We start from the raw sequence: 16888 nt of genomic DNA on the forward strand, positions 1-16888 counted from the left end.
ATCGGGGACCGACGGAAACCGGTGCGGGATCATGCGATCGTGCGCTACCGCCCCATCTCCCCCGACGCCCTCGCCGCCGAGCTGACCGAGCGCGTCAACGCGCTTACCCACCGCCGACGAATCGCCGTCGCGATCGACGGCGCGGCGGGAACGGGCCCGCTCGCCGAGGCGCTGATCGACCCGCTGAAGCTGCTCGGCCGGGCCGCTCTGCGCGTGCCCGCCGCCGGATTTCTGCGACCAGCGTCACTCCGTTTCGAGCACGGGAAACGGAATCCGGACGCGCGGTATACCGATTGGCTCGATTTAGGCGGTCTGCGCCGGGAAGTCCTGGACCCGCTCGCCGACGACGGAAGCGGCGAAGTGCTGCCCGCGCTGTGGGACGCCGAACGCGACCGGGCGACCCGGCTGCCGCGCGTCCCGGTCCCGGACCGCGGCGTCGTCCTGGTGGACGGGGAGTTCTTGCTGGGCGCGGGATTGGCGTTCGATTTCGTGGTGCATTTGTGGCTTTCGCCGGGTGCGCTGCGCCGCCGCGTGCCGGACGAATGGGCGTTGCCCGCTTTCGAACGCTACGAAAACGAAGTCGATCCCAGCGCCCTCGCCGACGTCGTGGTCCGCGTGGACGACCCGCGCCACCCGGCGATTTACGAACCCTGATCCAGGGTCAGCGCACCGCCGCCACCGGATCGCCGTCCAGGAGCGTCGAGAGGCGGTGCGCCATCGTGTCCCAGCGCCAGCTCTCGGCGACCCAGGAACGGCCCGCCTCGCCCATCCTGCGAGCCCGGACCGGGTCGGACAGCAGGGCCGAGAGAGTCTCCGCCAGCTGGCCCGGGTCGCGGCCGTCGACCACGTGGCCGGTCACCTCGTCCAGCACCGCCTCCGGCGCGCCGCCGGACGTGCCCGCGACCACCGGCAGTCCAGTCGCGGACGCCTCCAGGTAGACGATGCCGAGCCCTTCCACGTCGAGCCCCTTGCCGCGCGTGCGGGCAGGCATCGCGAAGACGTCGCCCGCGTTGTAGTGCGCGGGCAGTTCCTCCCAGGGCACCGAGCCGGTGAAGACCACGTCGTCGGTCACGCCGAGCGCCGCGGCCAGCTGAGTGAGGCGCTTGCGGTACGGGCCGCCGCCGACGAGGAGCAGCGCCGCGCCGGGCACGCGCTCGCGGATCGCGGGCAGCGCGGAGATCAGCATGTCCTGGCCCTTGCGGGGAACGAGCCGCGAAACGCAGACGACGGTCGGCCGGTCGCCGAGCCCGTGCCGAGCGCGGATTTCCTCCCGACCGGCCGGGTCCGGAGCGAAAACCGTGGTGTCGACGCCGCTCGGCAGCATTTCCAGCCCAGCATGCCGACCGAACGCGGCGGCGAACCGGCTACGCGTGTACTTGCTGACGTACGTGACGACGTCGACCGTCTCGCCGATGCGCCGCAGTGCTTGCCGCGAGCCCGGAAGCATCGACCAGCCGACTTCGTGCCCGTGCGTGGACGCGACGATCCGGCGCGCGCCAGCCTGCCGCAGCGGGTGGCCCAGCAGCGCGAGCGGGGCGGCCGCGCCGAACCAGACCGCCTCGCAGTCGCGGGCGCGCATGATCTCCTTCGCGCGGCGCAGGACGTCGGGCGTAGGCAGCATCAGCGACGTCGGATGACGGACCACTTCGAACGGCGCGGCGGCGTCGAACTCGACGTGCGAACCGCTGCTGCGCTCCCAGGACGGCGCGTAGACGACGAGGTCGTCCGCGGGCAGCCGGGTGGCCAGCGAATTGAGGTAATTCTGGATGCCCCCGGGGCGCGGCGGGAAGTCGTTCGTCACGAGCAGGGTCCTCAGCACCCCCGCAGGCTACCGACGAGCGATCCTCGTCGGAGACGACACCGGTGCGGTGCCGCCCCGGGGAAAGCGGGAACGACCGCTCGAGCGACCCGGCGCGCCCACGGACTGGCTCAGCAGCGGCGACACCTCGACCACATCACCGGCAGCCAGCGCGCATCCGGCGAAACCGACAAACAATCCCCCCACGCACAAACGCCGGGGCGACACCGCATTCGCGGCACCACCCCGGCGAAAGCAGGAACAACCAGTCAAACGACCCGCCGCCGCCGCGGACTGGCTCAGCAGCAACGAACCTCGAGCCGCACATCCGACGAACAGCACACACAAAAACACCGGGGCGGCACCGCATGTGCGGCACCGCCCCGGCGGAAGCGAGAACGTCCGGTCAGGCGACCCGGCGCGCGCCCACGTACTGGCTCAGCAGCGGCGAGACCTTGACGACGTCGCCGCTGGTCGGCGCGTGCACCATCATCCCGTTGCCGATGTACATGCCCACGTGCGACACCGGCGAGTAGTAGAACACCAGGTCGCCGGGCTGCAGCTGGCTGCGCGGAACCGGCGTGCCGGTGGTGCTCTGCTGCTCGCTCGACCGCGGCAGCGAGATGCCGGCCTGCTTGTAGGCCCACTGCATCAAGCCCGAGCAGTCGTACGAATCCGGCCCGGTCGCGCCCCACACGTAGGGCTTGCCCCGCTGGCTCAGCGCGGCCTGGACCGCCGCCGCGGCGGCGGGGCCCGCGTTCGCGAGGTCCACCGAGATGTCGCCGCCGGTGTCCTTCTGCGCGTTGCGGTCGGACTGGCTCAGCAGCGGCTCGGTCTTCTTCAGCTCGGCGATCTGGTCGTCGAGCGTCTTCTTCTTGGCGGTGATGTCGTCGGTCAGCTTCGCCGCGGCGTCGCGCGCCGCGGTGGCCCGCTGCGCGGCGTCGGCGGCCAGCTTCTCGGCGGCGTTGGCCTGGTCGACCGCGCCCTGGAGCTTCTCGAGCGCGGCGGCCTTCTGCCCGGCGATCTGGTCGAGCGCTGACGAACGGTCGAGGAACTCCTGCGTCGACGTGCCCGCCAGCAGCGCGGACAGCTTGTTCATCTGCACGCCGGACAGGAACGACGCGTTCGCGAACTTGTCGACGTCGACCTTGTACTTCTTCACGTTCTCGGCGGCCTGCGCGGAGAGGTTGTGGGCGTTGGCGACGTCTCCGTTGGCCTTGTCGAGGTCGCCCTGCCGGGCGGCGAGGTCGTCCTTCGCTTTGAGGAGATCCTCGTTCGCCTTCTCCGCCTGCGCCGCGAGGTCGCGGTACTTGGCGAGAGCGTCCGAACCGGAGTCCGGCGGGGCCTGGAGGACGGGGAGGGGGGAAGCGGCTGCGGTGCCCGCAGGCTGCGCCGCGGTGACGATTGCGATCACCGAGGCGGCCGCGAGGGCGCCTGACACCACGCGCTTGACTGGATGCGACTGCACGGCCGCGCGGGTCTCCTTTGCTCGTCGGGCCGCCGTGGCCGGAACCCCGGGCGCGGAAGAGGTCGGGGGCCCTCTTCGCGCACGCTGTCCGTCCGCGTTCCGGCCGTCGTGTTCCACAACAGCTTTTCCCGCGCACGGTGTTTGGTTCCGGTCCTGACTCCCCGACAAAGCCGAACCGGCGGCGATCCCGCGTCGCCGTCGTTCGACGGCTGCCTGGCGCGAGATCTCGGCTAGGTTACGAAAAGACCTTCGGCGCGTCCACCGGGCCCCCCGTAAAAACTCTCCGTAGTCCGGCGAAACACCATCGGACCAGCACGGCAGCTGGATGTGACTTAGGTCATACGCTGCGGCAGCTCAAACGAGCCTCTCGACTACTTACCGTTCACCGCACCCCAGCGACCGCTCGGCGAGCCAGTGTCACCCACTGGTGTCACGCCGACCTACTGTCGGTCTCCGGAACCAGGCGCAGCCGAGGCACCATCCCCGCCTCGGCGAGCGCGTCGACCGCCCGCCGCTCGTCCGCGTCCCAGACGAGGCCGACCGGCGGCCCGAGCAGCACGCTGACCACGCAATCGGCACACGCCGCCCCGCGCACCGCACACCGGTCGCAGTCGACGACGAACGTGTCGATGTCCTCGACCGCGACGTCCACCGCACCGGCTGGCCGCCGCTCTTCCCGGAGGGAGGCAACGGGTTTCGTGCTCCGTGGCGCTCCCGCGCGCCGCCGCATCGAGCGCCGAGGCTCGGCGAGGTCGGCAACTTCGCCTGGCGAGTCCGCGGGCTCGTGGGCATCGGGCCGCATCTGCTCCTCACTCAGCGAACCCGCCGCCGCCTCTCCGCTCGGCCGCGTCTCCGCACCGCTCCCCTCGCCGTGCCGCCGCAGAGCACCAGCCGCGCCCGCCGCTTTTCCATCGGAACCAGCCGAAACGCCGCTTTCCCGGCGCGCTTCGAGGTCCCGGTCCCGTGCCTGGGCCGTGGCCGGACTCACCCCAGTGGCAAGACTCACCGTCGGACCCGCCCCGCCCGGGTGACCGCCCCGGTCCGGCGGCCGCGACCGTTCCGCCGCCGCGCCGTCCACAAAACCGGCCCGATCCCCCGGACCAGCCTCAGCGCGAACTCCCGCACTGCCGTCGGCTGTGTTCGCCCGCACGCCGGATCCGGTCCCGAACCGCTCCTGCTTCTTCTCGCCCATCGCCGAGCCTCCGTTCGTCCGCGAGGCTCCCGGACCGCTTCCGGGAATCGCCTCGGGAACAAACGGTAGGAAGCACCACCGACAATTTCGGACGCCCGCACGACGGGCAGGATCAGACTCGACCCAATCGGCTGACCAGCACCGCCGCCGGAGCGGGATGCGCACCGGCCGCGCGGACCGAGTCCGCCACCGCCCGGTCGGACGTCGCGACGACCATCGGACGGCCCTTCGGCTCGGCCGCGACCAGAGACCGGATCACGTCGTCGGCAAGCACGCCACGCTCGGAAAACAGCACTCGCACCCCGCGCGGCACCGCGGCGGGCACCGACAGCACACCAGCCCCGTCGAACACCACCGTGACCTCCGCCGACGTGCGCGCCGCCAGCGCCGAAAGCTGATGCACCAGCCGGTCCCGCTGATCGGCCAGCGCCAGCTCCGGATAACCCGTTTTGGTGACGTTGTAGCCGTCCACGATGAGATGGACGTTCGGCAGCGCCAGATGCCGGTCGAGCGCCGTGACGTCCTGGATCCGCCCGCCCGGGCCGAGTCCGGACCGCGCGCCGCTCACCATGTCGGCGGGCCGTGCGCCGCGGTCGCCCAAAGCGAGTTCGCGGCGCAGGCCGTGCACAGCGCCGTCGATCGTGTCCACGAGCAACGCCAGCCGGACCTCGTCGGCCTCCCTGGCCTCGCGCGCCGACTGCCGGGCCATCTCGGCGTCCGCCACCGCCCGTTCGGCACGCGTGCGTTCCGCCGCGACCCGGCGGCGTTCCCGGTCGAGCTGCGCGTTCAGCATCTCGATCTCGCGTTCCCGCGTCGCTCCTCCGTCGGCCAGTTCGGCCCGCGCCGCCTCGGCCGCGTCCTTCGCCTGCCGCAACTGCACGCCCTGCTCACGCAGCCGGCGCAGCAGCTTCTCGACCTCGGCCTCGCGTTCGCCTCGTGCGCTCTCGACCGCCGCGCGCGCCTCTTCCAGCTCGGCCCGCAGATCGGCGATTTCCGCTTCCAGACGTTGATTCCGAGCCAGCGCCGCGTCCCGCTCAGCGCGCAGCGCCGTTTCCTCAGCATTCTTCGCGACCAGCCGCACGCGTCCGGCCGCACCGGATTCGCCGAGCAGCACCGCGGCGGCAGCGGCCGCGACGGAATCCGAAACGTTCGGGTCCAGCGCGTCGGTCCGGTGCTCTCGCAGCCACTCCAGCACCGCGGTCCGGAACTGCGCGGAGTCCCCCAACGCGGTCAGCAGCGCGGTGCCGCCGAGCTTCGCACGCTTGGCCGGGGCGAACTTCGCGACCGGCCGCAGCTGCCGCGGCACGTCCGCGACCGGCAGTTTCGCGACCGCGGCCGCGGCCAGTTCGGCGATCCGCTCGCGCACCGCCTCCGGCAGGCTCGTCCACGTCGCCGGTTCCGGACACGTCCCCGCTTCCGGGGCCTCCGCGTCCTCCTCCGCCCGCGCCGGAACCGCCGAGGGGCCGACGGCCTCCTCGGTTTCCTCCGGTTCGACGGGCTGGGGGTGCATTGGTCCAGGGTAGGCCCCGCCGCCGGATCCCGCGCCGCACCGGCCCGTTCCGCTGGTCACCATCGGGCCACGGGCGGTGCGCGCGAAGATTGTCGGTGGTCGGTCCTACTGTGCGCGATCATGGAGACCCGACCGAGGCCGGATCAGGCTCAGCTGGCGTTCGACGAGCTCGGCACCCCGCTGCGGGACACCACGTTCGTCGTGTTCGACCTCGAGACCACCGGCACCAAACCGGGCCCGGACGGGATCACCGAGATCGGCGCGGTCAAGGTCCGCGCCGGTCAGGTGCTGGGCGAGTTCGCGACGCTGGTCAACCCGGGCACGCCGATCCCGCCGCAGATCGTCGAACTGACCGGGATCACGCAGGCGATGGTCTACGACGCGCCGCGGATCGAACGCGTGCTGCCGGCCTTCCTGGAGTTCATCGGCGGCGCCGTGCTGGTCGCGCACAACTCCGGCTTCGACACCAGCTTCATGAAGGCAGCCTGCGAGGGGCACGGCTACGTCTGGCCGCGCCCGACCGTCGTCTGCACGGTGAAGCTCGCGCGCCGCGTCATCCCGCGCGAAGAAGCACGCAGCTACCGGTTGTCGTCGCTGTCCATGCTGCTCGGCGCGCGCACCCGGCCGACGCACCGCGCGCTCGACGACGCCCGCGCCACCACCGACGTCCTGCACGCGCTGCTGGAACGCGTCGGCAACCTCGGCGTGCACACCGTCGAGGAGCTGATCGACTACCTCCCGGACGTCACGCCGGCCCAGCGCCGCAAGCGAAACCTCGCCGCCGACCTCCCGTCGCGGCCCGGCGTGTACCTCTTCAAGGGACCGCGCGACGAAGTCCTGTATGTCGGCACCGCGCGCGACCTGAGGCGACGCGTACGGACGTATTTCACCGGTTCGGAGAGCCGGGGCCGGATCCGGGAAATGGTCGCGCTGGCGGAGCGTGTGGACGCCATCGAGTGCGCGCACTCCCTCGAAGCCGAGATCCGCGAACTGCGCCTGATCGCCGCGCACCGGCCGGCGTACAACCGGCGCTCGAAAAATCCGCACCACGGCTGGTGGATCAGCCTCACCGACGAAGCCTTTCCGCGGCTTTCCGTGGTGCGCCTGCCGCGCGCGGGCACGCTTGGGCCGTTCCGCAGCCAGGCCGACGCGCGCACCGCCGCCGAAACCCTCGCCGACGCCTCCGGTCTGCGCACCTGCACCCAGCGCATCTCCGCCACCTCCGCGTCCGGAACGCCGTGTGTCCTGGCCGAACTCGGCCGCTGCGGGGCTCCGTGCGCGGGCAGGCAGACCGTCGCCGAGTACTCCCCCGCCGTGGAGGCCGCCCGCGGACTCATCGCCGGTCACGACGGCCGTCCGTTGCACCTGGCCGCGGCGAGGCTGGAGGAGATGTCGGCACGAAGGCATTACGAACAGGCCGCCCGCCACCGCGACGAACTGGCCGGACTGGTCCGCGCCGTCGGCCGCGCACACCGGCAGGCCGCGCTCGCGTCGGTCGCGGAACTCATCGCCGCCGCCCCGGACGGCAACGGCGGCTGGGAACTGTCCGTCATCCGCTACGGCAGGCTCGCCTCCGCCGGGGTCGCCCGCCGCGGGGTCCCGCCGATGCCGGTGGTCGAATCCCTCGTCGCCGCGGGCGAAACCGTGCTGCCCGGCGACGGTCCGCTGCGCGGTGCCCCCGGCGAGGAAGTCGGAATCCTGCTGCGCTGGCTCGCCCGCCCCGGCACCCGGCTCGTCCGCACCACGCGGCCGTGGGCCGAGCCCGCCGCTGTCGCCGGATGGCAATCGTGGCTCGCGAGAGTGGCCGACGCCCGCTCCCTCGAACATGTCGCCGGATGACGCGCCCCGCGGCCGACGACGCCGGGGGCCGCCTGGGAACCTCCGCCGACGTCCCGCCCCATGACCGGGACGGGCCAGACCGGCGGCCGGGATCGGGGTTGTTGTCCAGTCAGATAGCGACGAATCGGGCGCTTCGTGGAGCCTGGCGTCCTTTGTGGACGCTCAGCAGCCGGTGAGACCACTCCGTTCCACCAGCGCCGGGGTCGAACACGTCGAGGCCTGAGACGCCCCGCTGCGGCGTGTTCGGGCGCGTTCCCGGCTACGATCGCGCTCGTCGGTTACCGCCAGGAAGTGGGAGGAACGCTGTGATCACGGCGATCGTGCTGATCAACGTAGAGGCCGAGGAAATCCCGCAGGCCGCGCAGGCGATCGCGGACCTCGACCAGGTGTCCGAGGTCTACTCGTGCGCAGGGGACGTCGACCTCATCGCCACCGTGCGCGTGCAGGCCCACGAAGACCTCGCGGACCTGATCCCCGGCCGGATCGGCAAGGTCCGCGGCGTGCTCGACACCGTCACCCACATCGCGTTCCGGTCCTACTCGCGGGCCGACACCGACTCCGCGTTCGAGATCGGCGTCGAAGGAGCCTGAGGTGCCGGGAATTGTCGTACCCCCGGGCTAACGTCCGGGGCATGACGACACCGCGGCTGGCCGAGGTCACCAGGGACAACGTGGGCGCGGCCTGCGATCTGTCGGTGGCACCGCACCAACAGGATTACGTGGCCCCGGTCGCCCGCTCGCTGGCCGAGGCCTACACCCAGCCGGACGTCGCCTGGCCGAGGCTGATCTATGCCGGAGACGACCTCGTCGGGTTCGTCATGGCCGCCTTCGATCCGGGCTGTCCGATCGACTACTTCCGCTGCGGCATCTGGCGGCTGAACATCGCCGCCGAGCACCAAAAGAAGGGCTACGGGAAGTTCGCCGTCGAAGCGGTCCTGGCCGAAGCACGCCGCCGCGGAGCCGAATCGGCGACGGTGCTCTGGGCGCCCGGCGAGCACAGCCCTGAGCCGTTCTATCTGCGGCTGGGATTCCAGCCCACCGGCCAGCTCCACGAAGGCGAGGTCGTCGCCCGCATCCGGCTCTGAACCCCGCGGACCGCGCTACCGTTTTCGCATGACGACCCCGAGACTGGTCGAAGTCACGGTCGACAATGTGGAAGACGCCTGCGATCTCAAAGTGGCGAAACACCAGCGGGACTACGTAGCCCCGGTCGCCTGCTCGCTCGCCGAAGCCTATGTCCGGTACGACGTCGCCTGGCCGAGGCTGATCTACGCCGGGAAGAAACTCGTCGGCTTCGTCATGGCCGCCTTCGACCCGGACAACCCGACCGACTACTACCGCACCTATCTGTGGCGGCTGAACATCGCCGCCAAACACCAGAAAAAAGGCTACGGCCGATTCGCGGTCGAAGCGGTTCTGGCCGAAGCTCGCCGCCGCGACGCCGAATCCGTGACGGTCAGCTGGATGCCGGGCAAGCACAGCCCCGGCCCCTTCTACCTGCGGCTGGGCTTCCAGCCGACCGGCGAAATGGACGACGACGAGATCGTCGCCCGCATCCGGCTCTGAAAACGCCGACGCACCAGCAAGAAGGCCCCTCCCTCGCGTTGAGGAAGGGGCCTTCCGGCGTTCTGCGCTGACTTCAGGGACTCAGTGCCCGGAACCGACCTCGGTGGTCGATTCCTCGGAGCCTTCGAGCTTCCCGTGCCCGGCCCCGTGGCCGTTGCCGCGAGCGCGCTCGAGCGCCTTCGTCTCGTCCGCCGGGTCCGGCGTCCAGAGCGAACCCGGGACGGCGCTGCCCGCGGTGCCGAGCTTGTTCATCTTCTTCGGCACGGCCGCGCCCTGGTACTCGAGCGGGATCGCGTGGCCGTGGCTGTCCGTGCCGCCCAGCGGCTGGTGGATCTCGATGAACTCGCCGTGCGGCAGCCGCTTGATGATGCCGGTCTCGACGCCGTGCTCCAGCACCTCCCGGTCGGACCGCTGCAGGCCCAGGCAGATCCGGTAGGTGAAGTAGTACGCCAGCGGCGGCACGATCAGCACGCCGATGCGCCCGGCCCACGTCGTCGCGTTCAGCGAGATGTCGAACTGGTCGGCGATGATGTCGTTGAAGCCGGACAGCTCGATCACCGCGAAGAACCCGAGCGCCATCATGCCCAGCGCGGTGCGGACCGGTGCGTCGCGCGGCCGCTGGAGCAGGTTGTGGTGCGCGGTGTCCTTGGACAGCTTGCGCTCCAGGAACGGGTACGTCAGCAGCAGCGCGAACAGGATCGGCATGCCGATCGCGCCGGGGAAGAACACCGCCGGGATCGTGTAGTTCCCGAGGTAGACCTCCCAGGCCGGCCAGATCCGGAGCATGCCGTCGGCCCAGGCCATGTAGTAGTCCGGCTGGGATCCCGCGGACACCATCGACGGGTTGTACGGCCCGAAGTTCCACACCGGGTTGATCTGGAACAGGCCGGACATCAGCGCCAGCACGCCCACGACCAGGGTGAAGAACGCGCCGCCCTTGAGAGCGAAGTACGGCATGATCCGCACGCCGACGACGTTGGTCTCCTTGCGCCGCACGCCGGGGAACTGGGTGTGCTTCTGGTACCAGACCAGCGCGAGGTGCGCGCCGATCAGGGCCAGCATGATGCCCGGGACCAGCAGGATGTGCAGCGTGTAGAGCCGGGGGATGATCTGGTCGCCGGGGAACTCCCCGCCGAACAGCGCCCAGTGGATCCAGGTGCCGATCACCGGCACCGACAGCACGATGCCGGACAGGGTCGCGCGGATACCGGTGCCGGACAGCAGGTCGTCCGGGAGCGAGTAGCCGAAGAAGCCCTCGAACATGCCCAGGATCAGCAGCAGACCGCCGATGACCCAGTTCGCTTCGCGCGGCTTGCGGAACGCGCCGGTGAAGAAGATCCGGAGCATGTGCACCATCATCGACGCGACGAAGATCAGCGCCGCCCAGTGGTGCAGCTGCCGCACGAACAGGCCGCCGCGCACGTCGAACGAGAGGTCCAGCGTGGTGCGGAACGCCTGGGACATTTGCATGCCCTGCATGTTCGTGAAGCTGCCGTGATACGTGACCTCCTGCATGGAGGGGTCGAAGAACAGCGTCAGGTACACCCCGGACAGCAGGATGACGATGAAGCTGTACAGGGCGATCTCGCCCAGCAGGAAGGACCAGTGGGTCGGGAACACCTTGTTCATCTGGTGCCGGAGGCCCTTGGCCAGCTTGTACCGCTGGTCCGCGTTGTCCGCGGCCTCGCCCAGGTGCTTCTGGAGTGCGCTCGTGCCCTTGGTCGGCGTGGTGAGTGAACTCATGACTTACGCTCCCAGAAGGCCGGTCCGATGGCCTCGTTGAAGTCGCCCTTCGCGATCAAGTATCCCTCTTCGTCAACCGTGATCGGAAGCTGAGCCAGCGGACGGGTCGCCGGGCCGAAGATCGGCTTCGCGTAATGCAGGGCGTCGAACTGCGACTGGTGGCACGGGCAGAGGATGCGGTTCGTGCGCTGCTCGTACAGGGAGGTCGGGCAGCCGACGTGGCTGCAGATCTTCGTGTACGCGTAGTAGTCGCCGAAGTTGTAGTCCTCCTGGCCCTTGCGCTTGACCACGCGCGCGGCGTCGGTCGGGCGCAGCCGGATGAGCATGACCGGGTTGTCGACCCGCATCAGCGCCTCGGACAGGGCCTTCTCGTCGCCCTTCTCCGATTCGCGGTACGGGAAGACCGTCTCCATCGCGCCCGCGTCGAGGTCCTCGGCCTTGACCAGCGCGACGCCCTTCTTGACGTCCTCTTCGAGGTTGCCGGTGTTGCGCCGCAGGTAGACCTTCTCGCCCGGGAACTTCGGCTGCCATCCGGTGTGCCAGAGGCCGTTCTCGTTGTCGCTGTCCTTCCACGGGTCCTTGATGAAGGACGCGATCGGCAGCGCCGCCACCGCGAGGCCGAGCGCACCCGCGCTCGCGCCGGCCGTGCGCTTGATCAGCGACCGGCGGGCAATGCCGTTGCGGGTCCCGGCGTCGGCCAGGTGGGCCAGGATGGTGGCCCGGTCGACCTCGGCCGACGGGCCGTCGCTGCGCTGCTGCACCGCGACCTCGTGCGGGACGAACTTCTTGGTGTAGAGGATCACGCCGATGCCGAGCGACAGCACCGCGAGGCCGAGCGTGACGCCGAGCGCCGGGGTGTAGAGGCTGTAGGTCGCGTGCCCGCTCGGGTCGCTCGGGTCCTTGTACTCCCACCACTTCGGCCAGGCCATGACGACCACGAACGCCAGGCCGGCGAGCGCGGACAGGGCGAACCAGAACGCGACGCGGCGCTGGGCGCGCCGTTCCGCGCGGGTGTCCTTGACCGGCCACGGCTCGGGGTACTCGACGATTTCGACGCCGTCCAGCTGACCGCCGAGCTTGAGCAGCTCGTCGCGGTCCATCTCAGCCAGCTCCGCCTCCGAGGGCGGCTTGGGCCCTTCGGCACTCATGCCTTCGATCCAATCCACAGCGTAATGCCGACGAGCGCGGCGATTCCGACGACGAAGGCGATGACGCCTTCGGAGGCGGGGCCGACCCCGCCGAGACCGTTGCCGCCCGGGTCGTTGTTGCCGTCGGACACCGACTTGACGTAGGCGATGATGTCCTTCTTCTCTTCCGCGCTGAGCTGGCGGTCGGAGAACTTCGGCATGTTCTGCGGCCCGGTGAGCATCGCGTCGTAGATCTGCTCCTCGGTGGCCGGGTCCAGCGGCGGCGCGTACTTGCCCGCCGACAGCGCGCCCCCGCGGCCGGTGAAGTTGTGGCACGACGCGCAGTTGAGCCGGAACAGCTCGCCGCCGCGCGCCGGGTCGTTGCCGCGCAGCGCCTCGCCGCGCTCCTGCGGACGCTGCGCGCCGCCGCCGTGCGCCTGCACGTAGGCGCCGACCGCGTCGATCTCGCTCGGCGTCAGCTTCGGCGGCTTGCGGGCGATCTGCGCCTCCTGGCGCGCCGCGGGCATCCGGCCGGAGGAAGTCTGGAAGTAGACGGCCGCGTCGCCGATGCCGATGAGGCTCGGACCGCGGTCCTTGACGCCCTCGAGGTTCGCGCCGTGGCATTCGATGCAGGTGTTGTTGTAGACCTGCTCGCCCTGGCGCAGCAGCGCCGGGTCGCCCTGTGCCTGCGCGGTCTGCGGTTCCGGGGCGAAGACGGCGTACAGGGCGCCGGCCCCCACCAGGGCGACGCCGAGTGCGAGCACGCCCGCGAGGCGCCTGCGCATCTTCGAGCGCGCGCGGAACCGGCGCTCCGAGGATTTGGTGCTGGTGGTCATCTTGCGGCAACCCTTGCTGTCAGTTCAGGCCGTTTTGTGGTGGGCGGTGCGGAGATCAGGGAAGGATGTAGATCACCGCGAAGAGGCCTACCCACACGATGTCGACGAAGTGCCAGTAGTACGACACGACGATCGCCGAGGTGGCCTGCGCCGGAGTGAACTTGCTGAGCTTCGTGCGGATCAGCAGGAACACGAAGGCGATGAGCCCGCCGATCACGTGCAGGCCGTGGAAACCGGTCGCGAGATAGAAAACCGTGCCGAACGGACCGGACGGGATCGTCAGGCCTTCCTCGACGAGGTTGTGGTACTCGTTCCCCTGTCCGGCCACGAAGATCGCGCCCATGATCAGCGTCACGATGTACCAGCGCCGCAGGCCGTAGACGTCGCCCCGCTCCGCGGCGAACACGCCGAACTGGCAGGTCAGCGACGACAGCACGAGGATCACCGTGAAGGGGATCGCGTAGCCGACGTTGAGGTGGAACTCCTCGCCGTGCAACGGCGGCGGCCAGGACGCCCCGGCCGGATTCTGCGCCTTCACGGTGAAGAACATGGCGAACAGTCCGGCGAAGAACATCAGTTCGCTGGACAGCCACACGACGGTGCCGACGCTGACCATGTTCGGCCGGTTCAGCGAGTGGACCCGCTGGCTGATGGTGGGAGCTGCCGTTGTCACGAATCGCATTATGTCCTCTCGCGACCGCACCCCGCCCGCCGGGTCTGCGGCGGGTCGTGGGAGCTTCGCGTCACACCCGCGCGCGAGACGCGGACCAGCGACGGAAGGAGCTACTCGTGAGTTGGCTGGAGAAGCTCCGTGACCTGGTGAGAAAGCCGGAGAAGGCGGTTCTCGACCCGGACTCGCCCGGTCTGCGGGTCGTCGTTTCGGCGTTCGATCCGGCCGTCGCGGACTCCGCGGTTCTCGCCGGTTCACCCGGCTGGGCAAGCGAAGCGCCCGCGGTCCTCGTCCATCACCTCGTCCTCCCGGCGGAGCGCGTCGAGGAGGCGGCGGCGATCCTCGCGCAGGACGGCTACGACCTGCGCGAACAAAGCCGCGACGGCGACCGGGTGCTGGCGCATGCCCGGCGGGTGCAGGTGCTGGACGCCCTGCACTGCGCCCAGGAACGGTCCCGGATGGCCGGACTGGCGCAGCGGCTCGGCGGCGACGCCCCGGGCTGGGAGGCGTGGCAACCGGGTGACTAGCCCACCGCGTCCGCGTGAGATGCGTCTCGGCGGATACGATCGCGGCTGTTCCACCCGTGACGAGACGGAGGCGTGCTCAATGAGCGAGCAGTCCCAGCGGATCCTGGTGTTCAGCCACAAGGCCGAGGTCCGCGAGGCGATCATGAACGCCGTCGGCAGGCGCCCGGCGGCCGACCTCGGCCGCGTCGAGTGGGTCGAGGCGGCCGGCATCGCCGACGTGCTCGCCGAAATGGACGCGGGCTCGGTCGACCTCGCGATCCTCGACGGCGAGGCGCAGCCGACCGGCGGCATCGGCCTGACCCGCCAGCTCAAGCACGAGATCGACGACTGCCCGCCGATCGTCGTCGCCGTCCGCCGCCGCGACGACCGATGGCTCGCCACCTGGGCGCTGGCCGACGCCGTGCTGGTGCACCCCCTCGACCCGCTGACCGCGGCGGAAACCGTCGCCGGCGTGCTGCGCGCCGGGCGGGTCCCCGCCGTCAACGGCGGCTGAGCCCGGTGGGCGCCACCCCGCACACCTGGCCCGCGCTGCTCACCCGGCTCATCGCGGGCGAGGACCTGTCCGCGGAGGACACGGCGTGGGCGATGGACCAGATCATGTCCGGCAGCGCCGGGCAGGCGCAGATCGGCGGCTTCGCGGTCGCGCTGCGCGCCAAGGGCGAAACGCCCGCGGAGATCTCCGGCATGGCCGACGCGATGCTGGCGCACGCCCGGCGGATCACGCTGAGCCGTCCCGCGGTGGACATCGTCGGCACCGGCGGAGACCGGTCGAACTCGGTGAACATCTCCACGATGGCGACGATCGTCACGGCGGCGGCGGGCGCGCCGGTGGCCAAGCACGGCAACCGGAGCGCGTCGTCGAAGTCCGGCGCGGCCGACGTGCTGGAAACCCTCGGCGTGAAGATCGACCTGCCCCCGGAGGCGGTGCTCGCGTCGCTCGAGGAGATCGGCATCGGGTTCTGCTTCGCGCCCGCGTTCCACCCGGCGTTCCGGCACACCGGCCCGCCGCGGCGCGAACTGGGCGTGCCGACCACGTTCAACCTGCTGGGCCCGCTCACCAACCCGGCGCAGCCGCGGAGCGCGCTGATCGGGTGCGCCTACGCCGACAAAACCCGTGCCCTGGCGGAGATTTTCGCCGACCGGGGCATGTCGGTGCTGGTGGCCCGCGGCGACGACGGGCTGGACGAGATCACCACCACGACGACGACGTCCGTCCTGGTGGTCTCCGAGGGCACGGTGACGGAACGCACCTTCGACCCGCAGGCGCTCGACATCCCGCGCGCCACCGCCGAGGACCTGCGCGGCGGGGATGCCGCGGCGAACGCGGAGGTCGTCCGGGAACTGGTCAACGGCAAAACCGGCCCGGTGCGCGACGCGGTGGTGCTCAACGCCGCCGCCGCGCTGGCCGCCTTCGCGGGCTTCTCGGATTCGCTCGAGGACGACTTGGCGGCCGGGCTGGACCGAGCACGCCAGGCCATCGACAGCGGCGCGGCAGCGGCGCTGCTGGACCGGTGGATCGCGTTCTCCTCGGCTGCTCGCTGAGCGTTCGCCCGCCCCACGAGGCATTCGGCGCGGCCGTGAAGGGCTCCTTGAGGGAATCTGATTCCCTCAAGGAGCCCTTCACGGACCTCTGCGGTCCGGTCAGGAACGGAAGGCGGTCCGGTAAGCGCTGGGCGTAGTCGAGCGCAGCCGCGAGAACTGGTGCCGCAACGCGGCCGCGGACGCGTACCCGCACGCCACCGCGATGTCCTCTACCGACAGAGAACCTTCCTCCAGCAACGCCTGCGCCCGGTCGAGGCGGCGTTCGGTCAGCCAGCGGTGCGGAGTCGTCCCGGTCGCGGCGGAAAAGCGGCGCAGGAACGTCCGCTCCCCCAGTCCGCTGCGGCGAGCCAGTTCCGCGACCGTGAACGGCTGATCCAACCGCCGTTCCACCCATTCGAGCGCTTCGGCGACCACCGCGTCGTCCGGTGCGGCCGTCGCGGGCACCGGGGCTTGCACGAACTGGGCTTGCCCACCGGCACGGTGCGGCGCGGCCACCATCCGCCGGGCCAACGCCGTCGCCGCCGCGACTCCGCGCAACCGCCGGACCAGGTGCAGGCACAAATCCACCGCGGCGACCGTCCCGGCGCTGGTGAACACGCCGTCGTCGTCCGCGTAGAGGGCTTGCGGGTCTACTTCCGCCGAAGGGAACAAGCGACGGAATTCCGGTTCGTAGATCCAGTGCACCGTGCAGCGGCGGTCGTCCAGAAGTCCTGCGTAGCCAAGGGAAAACACGCCCGCGCAGAACCCGGCCACCCATGCGCCGCGTTCCCGGGCAGCGCGCAACGCGTCCAGCAACGGCTCCGGCGGCGGCGCGGTCCGCGGCGCTTGGGTGGGCACAATCACCAAATCAGCGGACTCCGCGAAATCCAGATCGCGCAGTCCGGCGAGGCCGAATCCGGACCAGCTGGCCACGTCCGCCCCGCCCGGCGAGCACACGCCGAAGTCCCAGCCGGGCATGCCGTCCGCGCTGCGGTCGGTGCCGAACACCTCGCACGCGACCCCCAGCTCGAACGGCGAAACCCGGTCCGCGAGCAGCACGGCCACCCGGTGCACGTCCATGCGAGCCAGCAT

At 70.7% G+C, this 16888-nt stretch carries 17 protein-coding genes; 8 read left to right on the forward strand and 9 right to left on the reverse strand.

Annotated elements, in window-relative coordinates:
• Positions 1 to 39: 39 nt before the first annotated feature.
• Positions 40 to 654, forward strand: a complete 615-nt coding sequence (locus tag ATK30_RS07765; protein ID WP_101440688.1) for a nucleoside/nucleotide kinase family protein — start codon at positions 40 to 42, stop codon at positions 652 to 654.
• Positions 655 to 661: 7 nt separating this feature from the next.
• On the opposite strand, the gene ATK30_RS07770 is transcribed toward ATK30_RS07765, so the two are convergent.
• The 4 genes from ATK30_RS07770 to ATK30_RS07785 form a co-directional block, all read right to left on the reverse strand.
• Entirely contained in the window at positions 662 to 1819 is a 1158-nt protein-coding gene (locus ATK30_RS07770) for a glycosyltransferase family 4 protein (protein WP_208637296.1), read from the reverse strand.
• 385 nt (positions 1820 to 2204) lie between these two features.
• Positions 2205 to 3266 carry a C40 family peptidase gene (locus ATK30_RS07775; protein WP_101434988.1) on the reverse strand — a complete coding sequence of 354 codons (1062 nt, stop codon included), beginning with the start codon at positions 3264 to 3266 and terminating at the stop codon, positions 2205 to 2207.
• A 430-nt stretch (positions 3267 to 3696) separates the two neighbouring features.
• Positions 3697 to 3918: a hypothetical protein gene (locus ATK30_RS47650; RefSeq protein ID WP_037358162.1), complete on the reverse strand. Its 222-nt coding sequence runs from the start codon at positions 3916 to 3918 to the stop codon at positions 3697 to 3699.
• Between the two features lie 652 nt (positions 3919 to 4570).
• The gene (locus ATK30_RS07785; protein ID WP_101434989.1) at positions 4571 to 5968 is read right to left on the reverse strand and encodes an NYN domain-containing protein; all 1398 of its coding nucleotides are present in this window, start codon (positions 5966 to 5968) and stop codon (positions 4571 to 4573) included.
• Positions 5969 to 6088: 120 nt separating this feature from the next.
• On the opposite strand from ATK30_RS07785, the gene ATK30_RS07790 reads away from it, so the two are divergent.
• From ATK30_RS07790 to ATK30_RS07805, 4 genes are all read left to right on the forward strand, one after another.
• Entirely contained in the window at positions 6089 to 7807 is a 1719-nt protein-coding gene (locus tag ATK30_RS07790) for a DEDD exonuclease domain-containing protein (protein ID WP_101434990.1), read from the forward strand.
• Positions 7808 to 8112: 305 nt separating this feature from the next.
• Positions 8113 to 8397: an Lrp/AsnC family transcriptional regulator gene (locus tag ATK30_RS07795; RefSeq protein WP_009074830.1), complete on the forward strand. Its 285-nt coding sequence runs from the start codon at positions 8113 to 8115 to the stop codon at positions 8395 to 8397.
• 41 nt (positions 8398 to 8438) lie between these two features.
• Complete coding sequence (locus tag ATK30_RS07800) at positions 8439 to 8891, forward strand: GNAT family N-acetyltransferase (protein WP_101434991.1); 453 nt, start codon at positions 8439 to 8441, stop codon at positions 8889 to 8891.
• 28 nt (positions 8892 to 8919) lie between these two features.
• Entirely contained in the window at positions 8920 to 9372 is a 453-nt protein-coding gene (locus ATK30_RS07805) for a GNAT family N-acetyltransferase (protein ID WP_101434992.1), read from the forward strand.
• A gap of 81 nt (positions 9373 to 9453) precedes the next feature.
• Here the strand turns inward: ATK30_RS07805 and qcrB are convergent, their stop codons facing one another.
• The 4 genes from qcrB to ctaE are packed head-to-tail and all read right to left on the reverse strand — an operon-like array spanning position 9454 to position 13760.
• On the reverse strand, positions 9454 to 11115 hold the full coding sequence (gene qcrB, locus ATK30_RS07810; protein ID WP_101434993.1) for a cytochrome bc1 complex cytochrome b subunit: 1662 nt from the start codon (positions 11113 to 11115) through the stop codon (positions 9454 to 9456).
• On the reverse strand, positions 11112 to 12263 hold the full coding sequence (gene qcrA, locus ATK30_RS07815) for a cytochrome bc1 complex Rieske iron-sulfur subunit (RefSeq protein WP_101434994.1): 1152 nt from the start codon (positions 12261 to 12263) through the stop codon (positions 11112 to 11114). The genes qcrB and qcrA overlap by 4 nt, the downstream gene beginning before the upstream one ends.
• On the reverse strand, positions 12260 to 13078 hold the full coding sequence (qcrC, locus tag ATK30_RS07820; RefSeq protein ID WP_101434995.1) for a cytochrome bc1 complex diheme cytochrome c subunit: 819 nt from the start codon (positions 13076 to 13078) through the stop codon (positions 12260 to 12262). Before qcrC ends, qcrA begins: the two co-directional genes overlap by 4 nt.
• 55 nt (positions 13079 to 13133) lie before the next feature.
• Complete coding sequence (gene ctaE / locus ATK30_RS07825) at positions 13134 to 13760, reverse strand: aa3-type cytochrome oxidase subunit III (protein WP_167441854.1); 627 nt, start codon at positions 13758 to 13760, stop codon at positions 13134 to 13136.
• Positions 13761 to 13867: 107 nt separating this feature from the next.
• On the opposite strand from ctaE, the gene ATK30_RS07830 reads away from it, so the two are divergent.
• The 3 genes from ATK30_RS07830 (at position 13868) to trpD (ending at position 15817) form a co-directional block, all read left to right on the forward strand.
• Entirely contained in the window at positions 13868 to 14275 is a 408-nt protein-coding gene (locus ATK30_RS07830) for a ribonuclease E inhibitor RraB (protein WP_101434996.1), read from the forward strand.
• A 79-nt stretch (positions 14276 to 14354) separates the two neighbouring features.
• Positions 14355 to 14768: a hypothetical protein gene (locus ATK30_RS07835; protein WP_009074814.1), complete on the forward strand. Its 414-nt coding sequence runs from the start codon at positions 14355 to 14357 to the stop codon at positions 14766 to 14768.
• Between the two features lie 5 nt (positions 14769 to 14773).
• The gene (gene trpD, locus ATK30_RS07840; RefSeq protein WP_183125890.1) at positions 14774 to 15817 is read left to right on the forward strand and encodes an anthranilate phosphoribosyltransferase; all 1044 of its coding nucleotides are present in this window, start codon (positions 14774 to 14776) and stop codon (positions 15815 to 15817) included.
• 99 nt (positions 15818 to 15916) lie between these two features.
• Here trpD and ATK30_RS07845 read toward each other — a convergent pair whose 3' ends face one another.
• On the reverse strand, positions 15917 to 16876 hold the full coding sequence (locus tag ATK30_RS07845; protein ID WP_101434997.1) for a GlxA family transcriptional regulator: 960 nt from the start codon (positions 16874 to 16876) through the stop codon (positions 15917 to 15919).
• Positions 16877 to 16888: the final 12 nt, after the last annotated feature.

Origin of the sequence: Amycolatopsis echigonensis (assembly GCF_002846615.1) — a bacterium.
Classification (GTDB): domain Bacteria; phylum Actinomycetota; class Actinomycetes; order Mycobacteriales; family Pseudonocardiaceae; genus Amycolatopsis; species Amycolatopsis echigonensis.